This window comes from Bradyrhizobium sp. USDA 4369 (genome assembly GCF_054056435.1).
The window spans coordinates 1287882-1310855 of record NZ_JBSRYH010000001.1 but is presented as its reverse complement, the minus strand read 5'-3'; the positions used below and the strand labels follow the sequence as shown (position 1 = coordinate 1310855).

Sequence of the window (22974 nt, the reverse complement as noted above, 5' to 3'; positions counted from 1 at the left end):
CAATGAAACGACAATCAGCCGAGCCCAACCTGACGGATCTCGATTCGGAGGCGCTGCAGCGCCTGGCGCTCGCCGCCAGGGAGCGAAGCCGCAAGGCTGGCAGGCGGCATCCCGGTGCGATCCCGATCATCGATCGCGCGGGCAAACTGCCGCTGTCCTTTGCGCAGCAGCAATTGTGGCTCGTCTCGCAGCTTGATGGCGTGAGTACGAACTATCATCTGGATGTCGTGTTGCAGCTGCACGGAGAGCTTGATATCGCCGCCTGGCGTCGCAGTCTCGATTGCCTGCTCGGACGCCATGAGGCGCTGCGCACGATCTTCATCGCCGAGCATGGCGAGCCGCAAGTCAAATTGCTGCCGCCGGACACGGTGGTGCCGCTCTCATTGCATGATCTCCGCGGCCGGCCGGATCGCGAACAGCGCTTCCGCGAGCTGCTCGAAGAATGCCGGGGCGAGCCGTTCGATCTTGCCTGCGGCCCGCTGATCCGCAGTCATCTGATCCGCCTCGATGATCACGTGCATGCCGCGCTGCTCAGCCTGCACCACATCGTCTCGGACGGCTGGTCGATGGGCGTGATCGTGCGTGAGCTTTCGGCGCTGTATACGGCGTTCGCGGCGGGCGAAGGCGATCCCCTGCCGCCGCTCGCGCTTCAATACCCGGACTTCGCCGCATGGCAGCGCAAGGCGCTGGCACAACAGAAGCTGAAGCGCCAGCTGGATCATTGGACGGGCGCGCTGGCCGGGGCGCCGCCGGTGCTGACGCTGCCGACGGATCGTCCGCGAACGGCGCCGAGATCAATCGGCGGCGCCGCGGTGCCCGTGGAGATCGACGGTGAGCTGTCAATCGCGATTCGGCAGCTCGGCCGCATGTTCGGCGCCACACCGTTCGTGATCGTGCTCTCGGCCTGGGCCATCGTGCTGTCTCGGCTCGCCGGCCAGCATGATCTCGTGGTCGGCACGCCTACGGCAAACCGGACGATGTCTCAGCTGGAGGGGCTGGTCGGCTTCTTCGCCAACATGCTGGCCGTGCGCCTCGATCTGACGGAGGCGCCGAGCGTGGCGGAGCTGGTCGAGCGTGTGAAGAAGGCAGTGCTTGCGGCGCAAGACCATCAGGACCTGCCCTTCGAACATCTTGTCGAAGCGCTGCAGCCGCCGCGAAATCCGGATCATACGCCGATCTTCCAGGTCGTGTTCGCGTGGCAGAGCAACGACGTCGGCCAGCTCACGCTCCCCGGCATCGATGTCGTGCGCCTCGCCGCGGAGCCGCGGCAGATCAAGTTCGATCTCGAGCTCGATCTCAGCGAGACGGCGGACCGGATCTCCGGACGGCTGAACTACGCGACGGCACTGTTCGATGAGGAGACCGCGCTGCGGCACCGCAACTATCTGATGGCGGCGCTGCGGGCCATGGTCGCCGATGTCGGTCAGTCGGTGCCGGCGATCGATCTTCTGTCCGGCGAGGAGCGGTCAATGCTCCTCGACCATTGGAACCGGACGGATTTGTTCACGCCGCCCGAACGCTGCATCCATGACCTGATTGCTGACCAGGTCCGTCGATGGCCGGCCGCTGTGGCGCTGGTGCATGACGGCGTCCGATTGACCTATCGCGAGCTCGATACGAGGGCCAATCGCTTGGCTCGTTATCTGCTCGTGCACGGCGCGGCTCCCGATCGCCTGGTGGCAATCTGTCAGCAGCGCGGTATCGACGCGATCGTCAGCCTGTTCGCCGTTCTCAAGGCAGGGGCTGCCTATCTGCCGCTCGACCCGGTGTACCCGTCACAGCGGCTGCGTGAGATCCTGGCCGACGCCGAACCTGTGCTGCTGTTGTGCGACGGTGACAGCGCCGGAAAGCTCGGTGATGTCGCATGCCCCGTCATCGACGTGAGGAGAGATACGCCGAAGTGGCATGACATGCCCGACGTCGCGCCCGTGATTGCCGGCCTGACGCCGCGCCATCTCGCCTACGTCATCTATACCTCGGGCTCCACGGGCAAGCCGAAGGGGGTGATGATCGAACACCGCGGCCTGGTGAATCTTGCGCTGGCGCAAATCGCGCTCTTCGAAATGAAGCGCGACCGCCGTGTCGTACAATTCGCGTCCTTCAGCTTCGATGCAAGCGTCTGGGACATCGTCATGGCGCTGTGTTCGGGTGCCGAGTTGCATCTGATCGGCGGCGACGCACACCGCGACGCCTCGGTGCTGTTCGACTATTTCGCGGATCATCGCATCACGCATGCGACGCTGCCGCCGGCGATGCTGCAGGGCCGGCCGGATCTGGAACGTCTGGCCGTCCTGGAGACCCTGGTGCTCGCCGGTGAGCTGCCGAAGGCGGACCTCATCGCAGCGTTGCCGCTGAGCGTCGCCGTGTTCAATGCCTATGGGCCGACCGAAGCCACTGTCTGCGCCACCGCATGGCGTCGTCCCGCTGGCTTTGCCGATGGCATCGTTCCGATCGGAAGACCGATCGCCAATGCGCGCATCTATCTGCTCGGTGATCTGGGTCTGCCGGTGCCGCGTGGCGCCGTGGGCGAGATCTGGATCGGTGGAGCGGGGGTTGCGCGCGGCTATCTCAACCGAATTGAGCTCACGGCGGAACGCTTCGCCGCGGACCCATTCGCGTCGAGCGACGATGCGCGGATGTACCGGACCGGCGATCTCGGGCGCTACCGCCCCGATGGCGGCATCGAGTTCCTCGGTCGCAACGATCATCAGATCAAGATCCGTGGCTTCCGCATTGAACTGGGTGAGATCGAGGCGCGCTTGGCAGCGCTCGACGGCGTAAGGGATTCCGCCGTGCTGGCGAGACGCACGACGCTTGGCGACACCACGCTCACCGCCTATGTGGTGCCGGCCGCGGACGTCAGCGCCATCGCCCCCTGGAGCGCGCAATTGCGGGCGCAATTGCAGGCCAGCCTGCCAGACTACATGGTGCCGTCGGCGATCCTGTGTCTGCCTGCGCTTCCGCTGACGCCGAACGGCAAGGTCGACCGCAACGCGTTGCCGGCCCCGGATGACGGCGCTTTCTCGCGCCGCGCGTACGCAGCGCCGCAGGGAGAGCGCGAGTTCGAGCTTGCGGCCATTTGGAGCGAGCTTCTCGGCATCGATCGCATCGGGCGGAACGATCATTTCTTCGAGCTCGGCGGTCAGTCGCTGCTGATCGTCCGCTTGCTGGACCGTCTGCAGCGCCGTGGCTTCACGACGAATGCGCGGACCGTGTTTGTCAAGCCGGTGTTGCACGAGCTCGCGGCGAGCCTGCATCGCCTCGACGAGGTGACCATTCCTGAGAATCTGATCACGGACCGGACGACGGCGATCACGCCGGAGATGCTGCCGTTGATCGCGCTGAACCAGTCCGAGATCGACCGGGTGGTCGATCAGGTGCCTGGGGGTGTCGCCAACATCCAGGACATCTACGCATTGTCGCCGCTGCAGGAAGGCATCATGTTTCATCACCTGCTGGCGACGGAGGGCGATCCTTACGTACTCGTCGCGCAGATGGCGTTTCCGAGCCGCGATCTGCTCGATCGCTATCTTGCCGCCGTTCAGCAGGTGATCGACCGGCACGATGTGCTGCGTACATCGGTCGCTTGGGACGGCCTGTCCATTCCAGTTCAGGTGGTCTGGCGGCAGGCGCAGGTCGAGGTCACCGAGGTCGTGCTCGACGGTGACGGCCCGGCGCATCGGGAACTCGCCAAGCGGTTCGATCCGAGATCGTCCCGGATCGATCTGTCCAAGGCGCCGCTGCTGAGGTTTGCCGTGGCCCGCGATCCAACAGGCGAGCGAATGCTGGTGCTGGTTTTGTTGCACCACATGATCGGCGATCACTCGACCTTGGAGGCTATTCATCGCGAGGTTGAAGCCATGATGGCGGGCCGTGTGCATCTCCTGCCCGCTCCAATGCCGTTCCGCAATCTCGTGGCCCGGAGCCGCGATGCCGCGAGGCGGGACGCCGAGCAGCGCTTCTTCCGCAGCATGCTGGCTGATATTGATGCGCCGACCGCGCCGTTCGGCCTGTTGGATGTGCGCAGCGATGGCGACAGCGTTCGCGAAGCGAAGCTGCCGATCCCCTCGGCGTTGGATGCGCGTGCCCGTGCTCAGGCGCGGCGCCTCGGCGTGAGCCTTGCAAGCCTGTGTCACCTCGCCTGGGCGCAGGTGCTTGCGCGGAGCTGCGGACGTGAGCAGATCGTGTTCGGCACGGTCCTGTTCGGCCGCATGCAGACCGGCGCCGGGCTCGATCGCAGTCTGGGCCTTTTCATCAACACGCTGCCGCTGCGGCTCGATCTTGACGAGACCTCGATCGAGGACAGCGTGCGCGTGGCACATGCTCGCCTGGCAGAGCTGACGATGCATGAACACGCGTCATTGGCCATGGCGCAGCGATGCAGCGGCGTCGCGCCGCCGGCACCGCTGTTCTCGGCGATCCTGAATTATCGCCATAGCCGGAAGCGGGAGCATGAGGCTGAAGCGGCCTCGGACAGCCCGTTGCATGCGGTCGAATGGCTCGGCGCCGAGGAGCGCACGAACTATCCGTTGATGCTTGCCGTCGATGACGACGGCGACGCCCTGCGCCTGACGGCCCAAACCGCCGCGGCGGTCGCCCCGGAGCGGATCTGCGCGATGATGCAGCGGTGTCTCGACCAACTCGTGTCGGCGCTTGAAACCGATCCGCACATGCCGATTTGCCGGGTGGACGTGATCCCGGCTGGTGACCGTGCGCAACTGCTCCAAGTCCGGAATGCGACGGCGACGGCTCTGGACTGGCCATGCGTGCACCGCCAATTCGAGTCGCAGGCGGCACGCAGGGCCGATGCAATCGCGCTGATTCATGGCGAGGAGACGATCAGCTATGGCGAGCTGAACGGGCGGGCAAACGGGCTGGCATCCCGGCTCAGAGCGCGAGGGATCGGGGCGGACGTCGTCGTCGGGCTGGCGCTGGAGCGGGGCATCACGATGATGGTGGCGCTGCTCGCGGTGCTCAAGACCGGCGGGGCCTATCTGCCGCTCGATCCGGACTACCCGGCCGAGCGGCTGGCCCACATGCTCAGCGACAGCGGGGCGAAACTCCTGCTGACGCAGACGGCGCTGGTGGATCGGTTCGCGCCGGCGCTGAGGACGAGCCGAGCCGAGGCCTGGCTGCTCGATGCGGAGGCGGGCGACGGCGACGATGCCAATCTTGATATCGAGATCCATCCAGAAAGCCTGGCCTACGTCATCTATACGTCGGGCTCGACCGGGCAGCCGAAGGGCGTGATGGTGCGCCGTGGCGCGGTGACGAACTTCCTGGCGACCATGGCCGAGCAGCCGGGCATTGCGCGTGACGATCGCGTGCTCGGATTGACCTCGCTGTCGTTCGACATCGCGGTGCTGGAGCTGTGGCTGCCGCTGACGCATGGCGCACAGGTGGTGCTGGCCGATCGCACTGCGGCGCATGATCCCGCGGTGCTGAAGGCGATGGTGGCGCGGCACGGCGTCACGACGATCCAGGCGACGCCCTCGAGCTGGCGCATGCTGCTCGATCATGATGAGACAACGGACTGGCTGCCCGGAGATTGCCGTGTCCTGAGCGGCGGCGAGGCGCTGGCGCCGGATCTGGCGCGGCGGTTGACGGCGCTGAGCGGCGAGGTCTGGAACCTGTATGGTCCGACCGAGACCACGGTATGGTCGGCGCGCCATCGGCTCGATGCGGCCGATCCGCAGCCGGTGCTCGGTGGTCCGATCGGCAATACGACGTTGCATGTGCTGGACGGCCATCTCAATCTCGCGCCGGTCGGCGTTGTCGGCGAGCTCTTCATCGGCGGCGACGGTCTCGCCCGCGGCTACTGGAAGCGTGCGTCGCTGAGCGCGGAGCGTTTCATCCCCGATCCGTTCGGCGCAGATGGCGCACGGCTGTACCGGACCGGGGATCTCGCGCGCTGGCGCGCGGACCGTGTGCTGGAGCATGTCGGCCGCGCCGATCATCAGGTCAAGATCCGCGGCCATCGCATCGAGCTCGGCGAGATCGAGGCGCGGCTGCGCGAGCAGGCCGGGGTGCGCGACAGCGTGGTGGTGGCGCAGGAGTTGGGCGGAAGCCGGCTGCTGGTCGGCTATGTCAGCGGCGAGGATGCACTCGACGGCGCGGGCTTGCGCGCCGCACTGGTCCCGGTGCTGCCGGACTACATGGTGCCGTCGCGTGTGATGGTGCTGCCGCAGCTTCCGCTGACGCCGAACGGCAAGATCGACCGCAAGGCGCTGCCGCAGCCGGATGGACGGCCGTCCGAGCGAGCGCGCATCGCGCCGCGCAATCCGACCGAAGCGGCGCTCGCCGCGATCTGGGCCGATCTGCTGCATCAGGACGATGTCGGCGTCACCGATAATTTCTTCGAGCTCGGCGGCGACTCGCTGGTTGCGGTTCAACTCGTCGGCCGCATCAAGCGCGATCTCGCACAGGATCTGCCGCTGAAGCGGCTGTTCGAGCTGACGACAATCGAGCGGATGGCGTCCGTGCTGGCCGTCAATCCATCAGAGAACAGACGCGGCGACGACATCGCCGCCATGTTCGATCTGCTCAAGGAAGTCGAGCTCGCCGATGAATGATCAATCCGGACTTCAGCAGCAGCAGCTCAGTGAGATCGCGCAGCGCCTCGCATCGCTCGACCCAGCGAAGCAGCGCGCCTTCCTGACACAGCTCGCTGCGAAGGGCATCGATCTGTCGATCCTGCCAATCGCGCGGCAGCAATTGCAGCGGGCACCGCTGTCGTTCGTGCAAACTCGCCTCTGGTTCCTATGGCGGATGGACCCAGGCAGCGAGGCCTATAACATGCCTCTCTCGATCCGTCTTCGGGGTCGACTCGATGTCGATGCGCTGCAACTGGCTCTCGATGACCTGGTGATCCGCCACGCCGCGCTCCGCACCGTGTTCCGACAGGACGGCGGCGAGCCCGAGCAGATCATCTGCCCGCCGCGGCCGGTTGAACTGCGCCGCATCATCTTTGGCGGCGATGACCGCGAGCAGCAGGCCGCACGGGTGCGGCGTGAACAGGCCGCTTTGCCGTTCGATCTCGAAGCGGGTCCGTTGCTGCGTGCGGCCCTGCTGGCGCTCGGCGAACAGGATCACATCCTCACCGTGACGCTGCATCATATTGTGGCTGACGGCTGGTCTCTGCAGGTGCTGACCGACGAGTTCTGGCAACTCTATCGCTGCGCGGCGCGAGACGAGGTCCGCTCGCTACCTGCGCTCGATATCGACTACGCCGACTTCGCGGCCTGGCAGCGGCTGTGGGTCGGCGCGGCGGAAGGCGAACGGCAGCTCGGCTATTGGACCGGCCGTCTTCGCGATACGGCGATGCTGCAGCTGCCGTTTGATCGCGCGAGGGCGGCCGAGGCCGATCAGGCTGGCGACGCCGTGCATCTCGCGCTCGGCGCCCCCCTGGCCGGCCGCGTCCGGGCGCTCGCGCAGCGACACCAGACGACGATCTTCGTTGTGCTGTTGGCGGCCTTCAAAGTGCTGCTCCATCGATACAGCGGGCAGTCCGATATCTGTGTCGGAGTTCCGATCGCCAATCGGGACCGACCGGAGACACGGCAGCTGATCGGCCCGCTCGTCGATACGCAGGTGCTGCGCACGCAGATCGACACGCGATGCACGATCGCTGACTTCGTCGTTGCCGTACGCAATGCCACGCTCGACGCGCGGGACAACCAGGACGTTCCGTTCGAGCGTGTGCTGGACGTCTTGCAGCCCCAGCGCAGCCTGAGCCAGAATCCGCTGTTCCAGGTGCTCTACAACCATCAGCGCCGCCGGGACCATTCCGAGGCCTACGCGTCAGCCGAACTGCAGATCGAGACGATCGCGCCCGAGATCGAGACCGTCAAATTCGATCTCGCTCTCGACAGCGAGGAGCTGCCATCGGGCGACATTTCGGCGCTGTTTTCCTTTGCGACGGCGCTGTTCGATCGCTCGACGATCGAGCGGCTCGCGACGCATTGGCGTGCGATCCTGGAGATCATGGCGGATGAACCCGCGCGCCCGATCGCGGCCATCGATTTCCGGTCGGCGCTCGAACGCGAGACAGTGAGCAGGTGGAATCAGAGCGTCCCTGCCGCGAAGCCGTGTCTCCCGGTGCACCGCCTGTTCGAGAAGAATGCCGAGGACCGACCTGGCGCGCCCGCGCTGATCTTCGGAACGGAGACGATCAGCTATGGAGTTCTCAACGCTCGTGCCAACGCGATTGCCCGGCACCTGATCGCGCAAGGCGTTCGGCCTGGCGACGTCGTCGGGCTCTCGGTACGGCGCTCACCCGAACTGGTCGCAGCGTTCATTGCAGTGTTGAAGGCCGGCGCGGCCTATCTGCCGCTCGACCCGGATCACCCGCTGGCGAGGCAAGCCGCGACCATTCGTGATATCGGCGCGAACATCGTGCTGGTCGCGGCGGCCGGCCTGCGCGAATGGTCGCGGATGGAAGGGGTCAGCGTCGTCGATGTCGGCGCAATCCGGTGCGAGGGCAGTGAGACCGATCCAGCAATCGGCGTCCATCCGCAGAGTCTGGCCTACCTGATCTACACGTCAGGTTCGACCGGCGTACCGAAAGGCGTGGCCGTCGCCCATGGGCCGTTTGCCTCGCATTGCGAGGTCACGGCCGAGCTCTATGAGATGGACCGGCAGTCGCGCGAGTTGCACTTCCTCTCCTTCACATTCGATGGCGCCCATGAGCGGCTTTGGACCGCGCTGAGCTGTGGCGCTGCGCTGGTGATGCGCGACGCCGATCTCTGGTCGGCCGAGCAGACCCTGGAGGTCATGCGCGCGCAGAACGTCACGAATGCGGGCTTCCCGCCAGCCTATTTGCAACAGCTCGCCGATTTCGCGGCGTGGCGCGGCAATCCGCCGCCGGTATCGCTGTATTCGTTCGGCGGAGAGGCGATGCCGAAGTCCGGCTTCGACAAGATCCGGCGCGCGCTGCAACCGCGCAAGCTGATCAATGGCTATGGCCCAACGGAAACCGTGGTGACCCCGCTTGTCTGGAAGACGGACGCCGCGGCCGAGATCGACTGCCCCTATGCTCCGATCGGTCGCCCGGTTGGACGGCGCTCGGCCTATGTGCTCGATGGCGATCTCAACATCGTGCCGGTCGGGGTCACCGCCGAGTTGCACATCGGCGGCGAAGGGCTCGCGACCGGCTATTGGAATCGTCCGGGACTCACCGCAGAACGCTTCATTCCCGATCCGTATGGCGAGCCCGGCGCGAGGCTGTATCGCACCGGCGATCTGGCCCGCTGGCGTGCCGATGGCGTGATCGACTATCTCGGGCGCTCCGACCATCAGCTCAAAGTTCGTGGCTTTCGTATCGAGCCCGGCGAGATCGAAGCGCGGTTGGCGCAGCAGAGCGGCGTACAAGTGGCCGTGGTTGTCGCGCGCGAGATCGCCGGACGCCAGCAGCTCATCGGCTACGTCTGTGGTGAGACTACTCTTGATGAGAGGAAATTGCGGGCGGCCCTGCTGGAGGAGCTGCCCGACTATATGGTCCCGACGCGCATCATCTGCGTGGTGCAGATGCCGCTCACGGCCCACGGCAAGATCGACCGGGACGCCTTGCCGCTTCCCGCACATCCCGCGGTCGCGACAGACTACGTCGCTCCGCAGACCGAGGCGGAGCTGACCTTGGCGGCGATCTGGTCCGAGCTGCTCGGGCAGGCGCGCGTCGGGTTGACCGACAATTATTTCGAGCTCGGCGGCGACTCCATCATTTCGCTTCAGGTGGTCGGACGTGCACGGCAACGCGGTCTGTTGATCGAGCCGCGCGACCTGTTCCGGCATCAGACGCTTCAGGAGCTGGCACGTGTCGCACGGAGCGACCGCGCGGCTGATGTTGGAGTGCACCCGACCGAGCGCGACCAAGAGCCGGTACCATTACTGCCAATTCAGCGCCGCTTCTTTGCTGAGGACGCCGGCGAGCGGCATCATTGGAACCAGGCCGTGCTGCTCATGCCGACATCGCGATTGGACTGGCGGGCGATCGCCCAGGCCGTCGCAGCCGTTATGGCACAGCATGAAGCCTTGCGGATGCAGTTCGCCGAAGTCGATGGCGCGTGGCAGGCCACCTATGGCGAGGCGCCGTCCGGTGCCGACCTGCTCTGGATACGTAACGTTGCGGATGCAGCCGAGATCGCGGCGTTCGCCGCAACCGCGCAGGCGAGCCTGTCTTTGCAGGGGCCGTTGCTCCGCGTGGCCGGAATGGATGTGAGTGACGGGAGCCAGCGGCTGCTGATCGTCGTGCATCATCTCGTCGTCGATGGCGTGTCCTGGCGCATTCTGCTGGAGGATCTCGCATCGGCCTATGAACAGGCTGCGCGGGGCGCCACGACGATGGTGTTGCCGCCCAAGAGCCAATCGGTTGCGTCCTGGGGCAGGAGGCTCGAAGAATATGCCTCGTCCGTCGAGCTTGCCGGGCAGCTATCCTATTGGCGGACGCGGGCTCTGGCGTGCGATCTACCCTGCGACCACGACCATGACGATATCGATCGGGTCGCCGATGGCGAGGATGTCGTCGTCGCCTTCGATGCGGACCTGACTGCGAAGCTGCTGAAGGACGCTCCGGCGGCCTACCGCACGCAGGCGAATGATCTCCTGCTTGCCGCGTTGGCCAGGTCGGTCGGACGCTGGAGCGGGCTCGATGATGTGCTCGTCGAGTTGGAGGGCCACGGTCGCGAAGACATCTTCGAGGAGGTCGAGCTGTCGCGGACGGTCGGCTGGTTCACGACCGCGTTTCCCGTCCGGCTGTCGGGCTGCGCGAGCGATGATGCGACGCTCATCAAGTCGATCAAGGAGGAGCTGCGCGCCATTCCGTCGCGTGGGCTTGGCTACGGCGTTCTGCGCTATTGCGGCACCCGTGCACAAAGCGCGGCCTTGGCGGAGAGTGCGGAGCCGCGCATCGTCTTCAACTATCTCGGCCAGTTCGGCGCGAGTCTCGGTCCCGACAGAGCGTTCGGCATTGCACCGGAAAGTGCCGGACCATCGCGCAGCGCCAGCGCGCCGCTCGGCCGCTGGATCAGCATCAACGGCCAGGTACTGGACCGCGAGCTGCGGCTCACATTCAGCTTCGGGCGCAGGCGCTATCGCCGCGCCACCATCGAACGACTTGCCAATCAATATGTCGATGCGCTGCGCGAGGTCGTCGCGCATTGCACCAGCGGCGTACACGGCATCACGCCATCGGATGTTCCCTTGGCGCGTCTCAGTCAGCCGGAGCTCGACCTGCTCGGAGGCGCGCACGACCGGCGCGAGATCGAGGACATCTATCCGCTGTCGCCGATGCAGCAGGGCATGCTGTTCCACGCGCTGCGTGACGCCGACAGCGGCAGCTATGTCAGCCAGATTGCGGTCGACATCAGCGGTGTCGATGCATCAAGGCTGCAGGCCGCCTGGCAGGCCGTGACCGCCCGCCACGCGGTGTTGCGGACCGCCTTCGCCTGGCGCGAATTGTCCGGCCCGCCGCAGCAGATCGTCTATCGACAGAAGACGGTGCCGTTTGTCGTTGAGGATTGGCGCGACCGTATCGCGGCGATGGATGGCGCCGCGCGCGACAGCGCACTGGCTGCCGTCGCGCAGGCGGAACGGCAGGCCGGTTTCGACCTGTCGCGGTCGCCGCTGCAGCGGGTCCGTCTCATTGCGCTCGGCGACGGCGCGCACCGGCTGATCTGGACGCATCACCACATCCTGCTCGATGGCTGGAGCGCGGCACGGCTGATCGCCGAGATCATGCAGCATGTCCGTGGAGCAGGGCTTTCTGCGGTCGCGGGCCGATACCGCGACTATATCGCGTGGCTGACGCGCCAGGACCGGGACGCGTCAGGCGCATTCTGGTCGCAATGGCTCGCACCGCTGGAAGAGCCGAGTCTGCTGGCCGATGCGCTAGGCGGACCCGCAGATCTCGCTGGCGGTCATGCCTCCATCGACCTCGTCATCGACGCGACGCAAACCGAACGGCTGCACGCCGTGGCGCGTCGCGAGCGGGTGACCTTGAACACGGTCCTGCAAGGCGCGTGGGCCCAGCTATTGCGGCGGATGACGGGCCGAAGCACCATCAGCTTCGGTGCGACGATCTCGGGACGGCCGCCTGAGATCGCCGGCGTGGAGGAGATCGTCGGGCTGTTCATCAACACGGTGCCGGTGCTCGACAGCACCAGCCCGCAGATGCTGGTTGGCGATTGGCTGCGTGGCCTGCAGGCCGCGAACGTGGAGTTGCGCGAGCACGGCTGGATGCCGCTCTACGAGATTCAGCGGCTCGCCGGCCATGCCGGTCGTCCGCTGTTCGATACCATCTTCGTCGTCGAGAACTATCCGGTCGACGAAGCCCTGCGCGACCAGCCGGGAGACGGTCCGCGCGCCAGCGGCGCCGAGCAGATCTCGATCACGAACTATCCGCTGACAATTGCCGTGTTTGTTGCGCGGTCCGGCATCAAGCTGGGTTTTCGCTATGATCGCAGCCGGTTCGATCGTACGCAGATCGAGCGGATGCAAGCGGCGTTTGCCCATCTGCTGGCGCGCATGGCCGACGCTGGCGACCGTCCGCTGGCCGGATTGCATGGCGTGGATGACACCGACGTGCGGCGCGTCCTCGGTTGGAGCACCGGTTCTGTCGCGCAGACGGTCGGCGCCGAGACTCTGGACGTCGTGGCGCAATTCGAGCGACGCGCTGCGGCGCGTCCGGCTGCCATCGCGCTGGTCACGGACGACGCGCGGATGAGTTATGCCGAACTGAACGCGCGCGCAAATCGCCTGGCGCGGCAGCTTCGGGCACGTGGTGTCGCTCAGGATGCTCCGGTCGGGCTCGCATTCGAGCGCAGCATCGACATGATTGTCGCCGTGCTCGCGGTACTGAAGGCCGGAGCAGCCTATCTGCCACTCGATCCTGACTATCCCGATCAGCGCCTCGCGGCCATGCTGCGCGACAGCGGCGCGAAGATCGTCCTGACCATGTCCGGTCTGCAGGACCGCTTCAGCGCGACGAGTGTCGCGGGGAACGTCGAGGTGGTCGTGATCGGCGCCGCGGACCGCGATCCGCTGGCTGACATCGATAGCTCGAACCTCTCGCTGTCCATGCATGCCGAAGGTCTTGCCTATGTGATCTATACGTCGGGCTCGACCGGCATCCCCAAGGGCGTCGCCTGTACGCGCGGGGCACTGGCCGCAAGACTGGCCTGGATGCAGGCCGAATATGCGCTCGCGCCCGGCGAAACGCTGCTGCAGAAGACGCCGTTCAGCTTCGACGTCTCGGTCTGGGAGATAATGTGGCCGCTGACGGTCGGCGCGCGATTGGCGATCGCGCCTCCGGGCGCACACCGTGAGCCGAAGAGATTGATCGACGCGATAACAACCCACGGCGTGACCACGCTGCACTTCGTCCCACAGATGTTGGCGCAATTCATCGCCGAGCCGGGAGCGGCGCGGTGCACGAGGCTGAAGCGGCTGTTCTCCGGCGGCGAGGCGCTGCCGGTCCAGCTGATCGATCAGGTTCATGCCGTGTATCCGTCAGTCCGTTTCGACAATCGCTATGGACCGACCGAGACCCTCATCAATGCCTCGTTCTGGAATTGCCGGAGGCAGAGCGGACGCAGCGTGCCGATCGGACATCCCATTCCGGGAACCGTGTTGCGCATCCTCGATGCCGACCTCAACCTTGTCGATGAGGGAGTGACTGGCGAGCTCTACATTGGCGGCACGGGGCTGGCACGCGGCTATCTCGGTCGTCCGGCGCTGACCGCGGAGCGGTTCATCGCCGATCCGTTCGGATCGCCCGGCGCACGGCTGTACCGCAGCGGCGACCTGGCACGCTGGCGCGGTGATGGCACCATCGACTATGTCGGCCGGGCTGACCATCAGGTGAAGGTCCGCGGCTTCCGCATCGAGCTCGGCGAAATCGAGGCTCGTTTGCTGCAGCAGCCTGTGGTCAGCGCCGCCGCCGTGATCGCGCGCGAGTTCGGCGCAGGACACCAGCTGGTCGGCTATGTGAGCGGCGACGGCGCGTTGAATGGCGCGGCGCTCTGCGAGGCCCTGGCGGCGGAGCTGCCGGACTACATGGTGCCGTCGCGCATCATCGTTCTCGATCGTCTGCCGCTGATGGTGAGTGGCAAGGTCGATCGTCTTGCGTTGCCGGCGCCGGAGGTGGGGGATGCGGCAGGGCGCATCCGGCCCCGAACGCCAAACGAAGTCGCGCTCGCCGCGATTTGGGCGGAGCTCTTGCGCCAGCCGAATGTCGGGGTCACCGACAATTTCTTCGAGCTCGGCGGTGACTCCATCATCTCGCTGCAGATGGTCAGCCGCGCGCGCCGCGCCGGCCTTGCGATCGAGCCGCGCGATGTCTTCAAGCATCAGACCCTCGAGGCTCTTGCGCGCGAAGCCCGGATCGAGCTGCAACCCGTGACGCATGCCGAGCAAGGCCTGATTGCCGGTCCGCATCCGCTGCTGCCGATTCAGCTCAGGTTCTTCGAGCAGAGACTGGAAGCTCCGGACCACTGGAATCAGGCCGTGCTGTTGCGGCCGCGCCAGCGGCTGGAATGGGATACGCTTGGCCGCGCCGTCGCTTCCGTCGTCGCCCACCATGACGCGCTGAGGCTGCGCTTCGAATGTGTCGCCGGCATCTGGCGCGCGGAGCATGATGCATCGCCTGCGCGTGCCGAACTGTTTCGGACATGCGAGGTCGCCGATGCGGACGCGGTGACCGCGCTCGCCGCCCAGGTGCAGGTGAGCCTCTCGCTCACAAAAGGTCCTCTCATCCGCGTCGTCGGGATGGATCTGCCGGGGGACGAGCAGCGGCTGCTGATCGCGATCCATCACCTCGTCATCGATGGCGTGTCGTGGCGCGTGCTGCTGGAGGATCTGGCGGCGGCCTATGAGCAGCTCGCCCGCGGAGAGCAGGGCGTAGTGCTGCCGCCGAAGACTCATGCCTATGCGCAATGGGGGGCGGCGCTGCACGCGCATGCCGCCTCGGGCGAGCTCGCGGCAGAGCTGGAATATTGGACGCGAGCAAGGTCGACGGACGACATTCCGTGCGACAAGACGCCCGACGATCGCGATACCGTTGCCGATGCCCACGAAGTCACCTTGGCTTTCGAGGTCGATCTGACCACGCGTCTGCTCGGGCCGGCCCATGTGGCCTACCGGACTCAAGTCAATGACATCTTGCTGGCGGCCCTGGCGCGCGCGGTGTGGCAGTGGTCCGGCCGTCACAACGTCCTGATCGAACTCGAAGGCCATGGTCGCGAGGACATCGCCGCTGGCCTCGACCTTTCGCGCACGATCGGCTGGTTGACGACCGTCTTTCCCGTGCAGCTGGCCGGAGGACAGGAGGATCCGGCGTCGCTGATCAAGACGACCAAGGAGATGCTGCGCGCCGTGCCGCATCGGGGTCTCGGCTATGGCCTCCTGCGCCATCTTGGCTCCGATGCGCAGCGCAACGCATTGGCCGGTGGTCCCGAGCCGCAGATCGCATTCAACTATCTGGGCCAGGTGGACGGTGGTGCCGGCGATGAGGCGTTGTTCACCATCGCGCCGGAAAGCGCCGGCCCCGCACGCGCCGCATCGAGCCCATTGCGGCACCGCCTCGCCATCAATGCCCGTGTGCAGGGCGGCCTGCTGCACGTGTCGTTCGGCTTCAGCCGGAAGCGCTATCGTCCCACGACGGTCCACGGTCTGGCGGATTGCTTCAAGGCCGCGCTGAAGGAGTTGCTCGACCACTGCGCGACCGACGTCCGTGGTCTGACGCCGTCCGATGTGCCGCTCTCGGAGCTGAGCCAGGCCGAGCTCGATGCGCTCGCCTTGGATTGGCGCAAGGTCGAGGACATCTACCCACTGTCACCGATGCAGCAGGGCATGCTGTTTCACGCGCTGCATGACGATGGCACGGGGCTCTACGTCAACCAGCTGACGGCCGAAATCCACGGCCTGGATCCAGAGAGGCTGCGCGCCGCCTGGCAGGCGGTCACCGATCGCCATGACGTGCTGCGCACTGGATTTCTATGGCGGGAGCTGTCCGGATCGCCGCAGCAGGTCGTCTATCGCCGTGCCGAGATGCGATTCGTCGAGGAAGACTGGCGCGGGCGCGCCGCTGCGCTGGCGCCTGCAGCGTTGGACGACGCGCTGAGCGCGATCGCGCAGCGCGAACGTGCGGACGGCTTCGATCTGTCGCGCCCGCCGTTGCAGCGCCTCAGCCTGATCAGGCTCGACGACGAGCGCCATTGGCTGATCTGGACTCACCACCACATCCTGATGGATGGCTGGAGCTCGGCGCGGTTCATGGCCGAGGTGATGCAGCTGCTGGAGCAGGGCTCTTTACCGCCACAGACGCTGCGCTATCGCGACTACATCGCCTGGCTGCAGGCGAGGGATCACGATGCGGCTTCCGCGTTCTGGCGCGGCGCCCTGGCGGAGCTCGACGAACTGGGCCTCCTGTCACCCGCCGGTGTCCAGGACATCGCAGGCCACGGCTCTCTCTCCATGGCGGTCGACCCGGATCTCAGCGCGAGCCTGCAACAGTTTGCGACCCGCGAGCGGGTGACCCTCAACACGGTCGTTCAGGCCGCGTGGGCGCAGTTGCTGCGGCGGCATACCGGCCAGGACACCGTGTGCTTCGGCGTGACTGTGTCCGACCGGCCCGCCGGCCTCGCCGGGGCCGAGGAGATGATCGGCCTCTTCATCAACACTCTGCCGGTCGTCGATCATGCCCATCCGCAGCAGAAAGTCGGTGCCTGGCTGCGGGAGCTGCAAGAGCGCAATCTCGCTTTGCGCGAGCACGGCTGGATGCCGCTCGCCGATATCCAGCGGCTGGCCGGCCGGGCCGGGCGGCCGCTATTCGACAACATCTTGGTGTTTGAGAACTATCCGGTCGATCAGGTCTTGCGGACGAAGCACGGCCAACTCAGTGCGAGCCGGACGCAGATCCTGGAGACCAGCAACTATCCCTTGTTCGTCAGCGTGGGCCTCGACGGTCAGCTGCGGCTCGTATTCAATTTTCAGCGGCAGCATTTCGACGAAAACCACATCCGGCGCCTCCAGGTGGCGTTCGTTGAGCTGCTTGCTGCGATCAGTCGCGATGCCGGACAGACCGTCGCCAGCCTCGTTGCTGACGATGCGGACGAGCTCGCCATGCTCACGCGCGCCAATGATACAGCGCGTGCAACAGCGTTCGCCAGTCTCGTTGCCCAGTTCGAATCCCATGCCGCGCGTTCGCCCGACGCGATCGCGGTGGTCCAGGGCGAGGAGACGATCAGCTATGGCGAGCTGAACGGGCGGGCAAACGGGCTGGCATCCCGGCTCAGAGCGCGAGGGATCGGGGCGGACGTCGTCGTCGGGCTGGCGCTGGAGCGGGGCATCACGATGATGGTGGCGCTGCTCGCGGTGCTCAAGACCGGCGGGGCCTATCTGCCGCTCGATCCGGACTACCCGGCCGAGCGGCTGGCCCACATGCTCAGCGACAGCGGGGCGAAACTCCTGCTGACGCAGACGGCGCTGGTGGATCGGTTCGCGCCGGCGCTGAGGACGAGCGGAGCCGAGGCCTGGCTGCTCGATGCGGAGGCGGGCGACAGCGACGATGCCAATCTTGATATCGAGATCCATCCAGAAAGCCTGGCCTACGTCATCTATACGTCGGGCTCGACCGGTCAGCCGAAGGGCGTGATGGTGCGCCATGGCGCGGTGACGAACTTCCTGGCGACCATGGCCGAGCAGCCGGGCATTGCGCGTGACGATCGCGTGCTCGGATTGACCTCGCTGTCGTTCGACATCGCGGTGCTGGAGCTGTGGCTGCCGCTGACGCATGGCGCACAGGTGGTGCTGGCCGATCGCACTGCGGCGCATGATCCCGCGGTGCTGAAGGCGATGGTGGCGCGGCACGGCGTCACGACGATCCAGGCGACGCCCTCGAGCTGGCGCATGCTGCTCGATCATGATGAGACAACGGACTGGCTGCCCGGAGATTGCCGTGTCCTGAGCGGCGGCGAGGCGCTGGCGCCGGATCTGGCGCGGCGGTTGACGGCGCTGAGCGGCGAGGTCTGGAACCTGTATGGTCCGACCGAGACCACGGTATGGTCGGCGCGCCATCGGCTCGATGCGGCCGATCCGCAGCCGGTGCTCGGTGGTCCGATCGGCAATACGACGTTGCATGTGCTGGACGGCCATCTCAATCTCGCGCCGGTCGGCGTTGTCGGCGAGCTCTTCATCGGCGGCGACGGTCTCGCCCGCGGCTACTGGAAGCGTGCGTCGCTGAGCGCGGAGCGTTTCATCCCCGATCCGTTCGGCGCAGATGGCGCACGGCTGTACCGGACCGGGGATCTCGCGCGCTGGCGCGCGGACCGTGTGCTGGAGCATGTCGGCCGCGCCGATCATCAGGTCAAGATCCGCGGCCATCGCATTGAGCTCGGCGAGATCGAGGCGCGGCTGCGCGAGCAGGCCGGGGTGCGCGACAGCGTGGTGGTGGCGCAGGAGTTGGGCGGAAGCCGGCTGCTGGTCGGCTATGTCAGCGGCGAGGATGCACTCGACGGCGCGGGCTTGCGCGCCGCACTGGTCCCGGTGCTGCCGGACTACATGGTGCCGTCGCGTGTGATGGTGCTGCCGCAGCTTCCGCTGACGCCGAACGGCAAGATCGACCGCAAGGCGCTGCCGCAGCCGGATGGACGGCCGTCCGAGCGAGCGCGCATCGCGCCGCGCAATCCGACCGAAGCGGCGCTCGCCGCGATCTGGGCCGATCTGCTGCATCAGGACGATGTCGGCGTCACCGATAATTTCTTCGAGCTCGGCGGCGACTCCATCATCTCGCTGCAGGTGGTCAGCCGTGCGCGTTGGGCTGGCCTTGTCATCGAGCCGAGAGACGTCTTCCGGCACCAGACCATCGAGCTGCTTGCGCAGGTCTCTCGCGCGGCGCAGCAGGATCAGCCGGCGGGGGCCGTGACACGCGGTGCGCTGGCGGGCCTCGCGGATGACGAGCTCGCGCGGCTCGGGCTCGACGGGGATCGCATCGAGGACTTCTATCCGCTGTCGCCGATGCAGCAGGGCATGCTGTTCCACAGTCTGCGCGACGCCGGCAGCGGCGTCTATGTCAACCAGATCAGCGTCGAGATCCGCGGGCTGGATGCTGACCGCCTCCGCTCGGCCTGGCAGCAGGTCTCCGCGCGGCATCCGATGCTGAGGACGGGCTTCCTCTGGCGCGAGCAGTCCGGCTCGCCGCTGCAGGCCGTCTATCGGCACACGGTGGTGCCGTTCGAGATCGAAGACTGGCGCGGGGAGGTGATCGACGAGGCCAAGCTGTCGGCGGCACTGGCCGGTGAGCGGGATGCGGAGTTCGACCTGGCGAGGCCGCCTTTGCAGCGCGTGCGTCTGCTGCAGGTCGAGGATCATTGTCACCGCCTGATCTGGACCTATCACCATATCCTGATGGACGGCTGGAGCTCGGCGCGTTTCCTCGGCGAAGTCCTGGAGACTTATGCCGGACGACAGCTCGCGCCTAGCCCGGCGCACTTTCGTGACTACATCGCCTGGCTCGTGGCCCAGGACACCGGGAAAGCCGAGCGCTTCTGGCGCGGACAGCTGGTTGCGTTCGATGAGCCGACGCAACTGGCTGACGCGTTCGGCGGGCACCGGCACCAAGCGCACGGGCACCTTCGCTGCTACTCGCGGCTCGATGACAGCGCGACCGCGGCCCTGAAGGCGTTTGCCCGCCGCGAGCGCGTCACGCTGAACACGTTGATCCAGGGCGTCTGGGCGCTGCTGCTGCAGCGCTATACTGGTCAGCAGACCGTCACCTTCGGCGTCACGGTCGCCGGCCGGCCTGCAGATCTCGAGGGCGTCGAGCAGATGATCGGCCTCTTCATCAATACGCTGCCGATGATCGAGACGCCGCCGCTGGCCTCCACCATTGGCGACTGGCTGCGCGCGATGCAGAGCCGTAATGCTGCCATCCGCAATCATGAGCAGACGCCGCTCTACGACATCCAGGGCTGGGCAGGCCGCGCCGGCGAGCCGATGTTCGACAGCATCATCGTGTTCGAGAACTATCCGGTCGACCGCGGCCTGGTCGGGGATGGCTCGCTTCGATTTGCAGGCCTGCGCAATGTCGATGTGACCAACTATCCGATGGACCTGTCCGTCATGGTCGACGACACGCTGCAGGTCGAATTCACGTACATGCCGAGCCATTTCACCTCTGAGCAGGCGGAACGGATCAGGGCGCAGTTCGAGCATCTGCTCGCGGCGCTGACGCGCGACTCCGCGGTGCTGCTTGGCGCACTGGATACGGCCACCAGCCAGGATCTGGCTTACGCGGGCGCCAGCAACGCGCATGCCATGTCCGTTGCATCGGCTCCGCTCGTGCATGAGGCGATCAGCAGGCATGCGCTGTTCGATCCCGAGCGCAGGGCGCTGACGATCGGCGGCAACAGCCTGTCCTACGGCGCGCTCGAGCGCCGCGCCAACCGGTTGGCGCATCATCTGATCGCCCTCGGCCTCGCGCCGGACCAGCGCGTCGCCGTCGTGGTCGAGCGCACCGAGGCGACGATGCTGGCGCTGCTGGCCGTGCTGAAGGCGGGCGGCGCCTATGTGCCGCTCGATCCGGAGCTGCCGGCCGAGCGGATCGCCTATGTGCTGCGCGACAGTGGGGCTCTGTTCCTGCTGTCCGGCGTGCGCGACGTGGCCGCGCCGAACGACGTGACGCGCGTCGATCTTGGCAGCTTCGATTTCGAGGCGGGACCGGATCATTCGCCGCAGCCGCGCCTGCATCCGGAGAACGTTGCCTACGTGATCTACACCTCCGGCTCGACCGGACGGCCGAAGGGTGTCGCGGTCGCGCATGGACCCCTGGCTATGCATTGTCGCGCGACCGCCTCGCTCTACGAGATCGACCCGCAATCCTGCGAGCTGCACTTCCTCTCGCTCGCCTTCGATGGCGCACATGAGCGGTGGCTCACGGTGCTGTCACATGGCGCGCGGCTCGTCATGCGCGATGCGGAGTTGTGGACGCCGGAACAGACGGTCGAGACGGCACGTGCACATGGCGTCACGCATGTCGGTCTGCCGCCGGCCTATCTGCAGCAGGTCGCCGATTGGGTCGAGCAGACCGGCAATCCGCCGCCGGTGCGGCTGTATTCGTTCGGCGGCGAGGCCATGCCGAAGGCGGGCTTCGACAAGGTGAAGCGAACGCTGAAGCCGCAGATCCTGATCAACGGCTACGGGCCGACTGAGACGGTGGTGACGCCGCTGGTGTGGAAGGTCGACGGCACGGCCGATTGCGACAAGGCCTATGCGCCGATCGGCGTTCCCGCCGGTAGCCGCACGGCCTACATTCTCGACGGTCAGCTCAACCTTGTTCCAGCCGGCGCAGCAGGAGAGCTTTATATCGGCGGCGTCGGACTCGCGCGAGGCTATCACGCCAAGCCCGGCCTGACTGCCGAACGCTTCCTCCCGGATCCATTCTCGTCCGCTCCTGGCGCACGCCTGTATCGCACCGGTGATCTGGCGCGCTGGGACGCCGACGGCGTGATCGAATATCTCGGGCGCGGCGATGACCAGGTCAAGGTCAGCGGCTTCCGTATCGAGCTGGGCGAAATCCAGTCGGCTCTGTTGTCGGAGCAGGCGGTCGCGCAGGCGGCCATGCTCGCCGTGCCCGGCGTCGCAGGCAACCAGCTCATCGCCTATGTGGCGCCGAGAGATACGAGCCATGCCGTTGGCGCCGCAGCCGAGCGGCTGTCAGCAGATATCGCCGCATCACTGCGCCGGAGCCTGCCGGCCTACATGTTGCCGGCGCGAATCATCGTGCTCGATCATCTGCCGACGCTGTCGAGCGGCAAGGTCGATCGCAAGGCGTTGCCGGCGCCTGATGCCGCGGCCGCCCGCACGTTCATCGCGCCCGAAAGCCCGGCCGAGATCGCCATGGCCCGGCTATGGGCCGATGTTCTCGGTGTACCGCAGGTCGGTGTCACCGACAATTTCTTCGAACTCGGCGGCAATTCGATCCTGAGCCTGAAGGTGATCGCACGGCTTCGTCGCGAGCCGATCCTCGGCGGCGACATCAAGCTGCGCGATCTCCTGCAGAAGCCGACGATCCGTGCCTTGCTCGGCGCGCCCGCAAGCCCGCCCGAGCGGCCGTCGGCTCTGCTGCCGTTGAATGCGCCGGTGTCGGGCATCGCGCCTGCGTTCTGCTTCCATGGTGGATTCGGCACCGTCTTCGACTATGCGTTGTTGGCGCGCCGCATGGAGCGGCGTCGCCAACTGATCGGGGTGCAATGTCGCACCCTGATTGATGCCTCCTTCGCCGACCAGTCGCTGACGGTCATGGCCGCCAGCTACGCCGACGAGATCATGGAGGCCCAGGACGGCGGTCCTTATCATCTGATCGGCTGGTCGCTTGGCGGACTGATCGCATGTCTGGTCGCCGCTGAACTCGAGCGCCGCGGCAAGGAGGTCGCGAGCCTCGGGCTGATCGACAGCTTCGTTCCCGATCCGCAACGTCGCGCGGAGCGACGCGCCGAACGGCATTGGACCGCCGAACTGCTCGGGCTGCTGTCCGTGGCAGTACCCGGTGCGCAAATGGCAGAGATCAGATCGCAGGCCACGGCGCTCGGTGATGCCGGTGCGCCTGAAACGGACGAGGCGATCAGGCGCCTGATCGCGAGCGCGATTGCAACGACGCCCGCGCAAGCGCGCGACCGCTTGCTTGGCATCGATGACATCGCGGCGGCGTTCAGGGTGGGGCGGCATCTTGAGCGGCTCGCCTATGAGGCCGACTGGCCTGCGGCTCTGCTCGCCGAACCGGCCTGCTGGTGGACATCCGGGCGGCTGGACCAGCGCGCCCTGCTGGAGGCGCGGCTGGCGGCAGCGGTGGATCTTGGTGTGGTCGGTGACGATCACTTCGCGGTCCTGGCCGACGACGGATTGCTCTCGTCCGTATGGTCGTGGCTCGATCCGAGCGGTGCAGCGCAGCCGGTACAGGCGCTGCAATCCGAGCCGGCAGAATGA

2 protein-coding genes are annotated in these 22974 nt (G+C 66.5%); both read left to right on the top strand.

What is annotated here, in order from left to right; genetic code table 11:
- Positions 1-2 precede the first annotated feature (2 nt).
- The gene (locus tag ACVIJ6_RS06080; RefSeq protein ID WP_456771929.1) at positions 3-6572 is read left to right on the top strand and encodes an amino acid adenylation domain-containing protein; all 6570 of its coding nucleotides are present in this window, start codon (positions 3-5) and stop codon (positions 6570-6572) included.
- Positions 6565-22974 carry a non-ribosomal peptide synthase/polyketide synthase gene (locus ACVIJ6_RS06075; protein ID WP_456771928.1) on the top strand — a complete coding sequence of 5470 codons (16410 nt, stop codon included), beginning with the start codon at positions 6565-6567 and terminating at the stop codon, positions 22972-22974. The genes ACVIJ6_RS06080 and ACVIJ6_RS06075 overlap by 8 nt, the downstream gene beginning before the upstream one ends.

Excerpts from the sequence above, each read along its gene's own strand:
- ACVIJ6_RS06075 (WP_456771928.1), top strand. The coding sequence starts at position 6,565 with ATGAATGATCAATCCGGACTTCAGCAGCAGCAGCTCAGTGAGATCGCG.
- ACVIJ6_RS06080 (WP_456771929.1), top strand. The coding sequence starts at position 3 with ATGAAACGACAATCAGCCGAGCCCAACCTGACGGATCTCGATTCGGAG.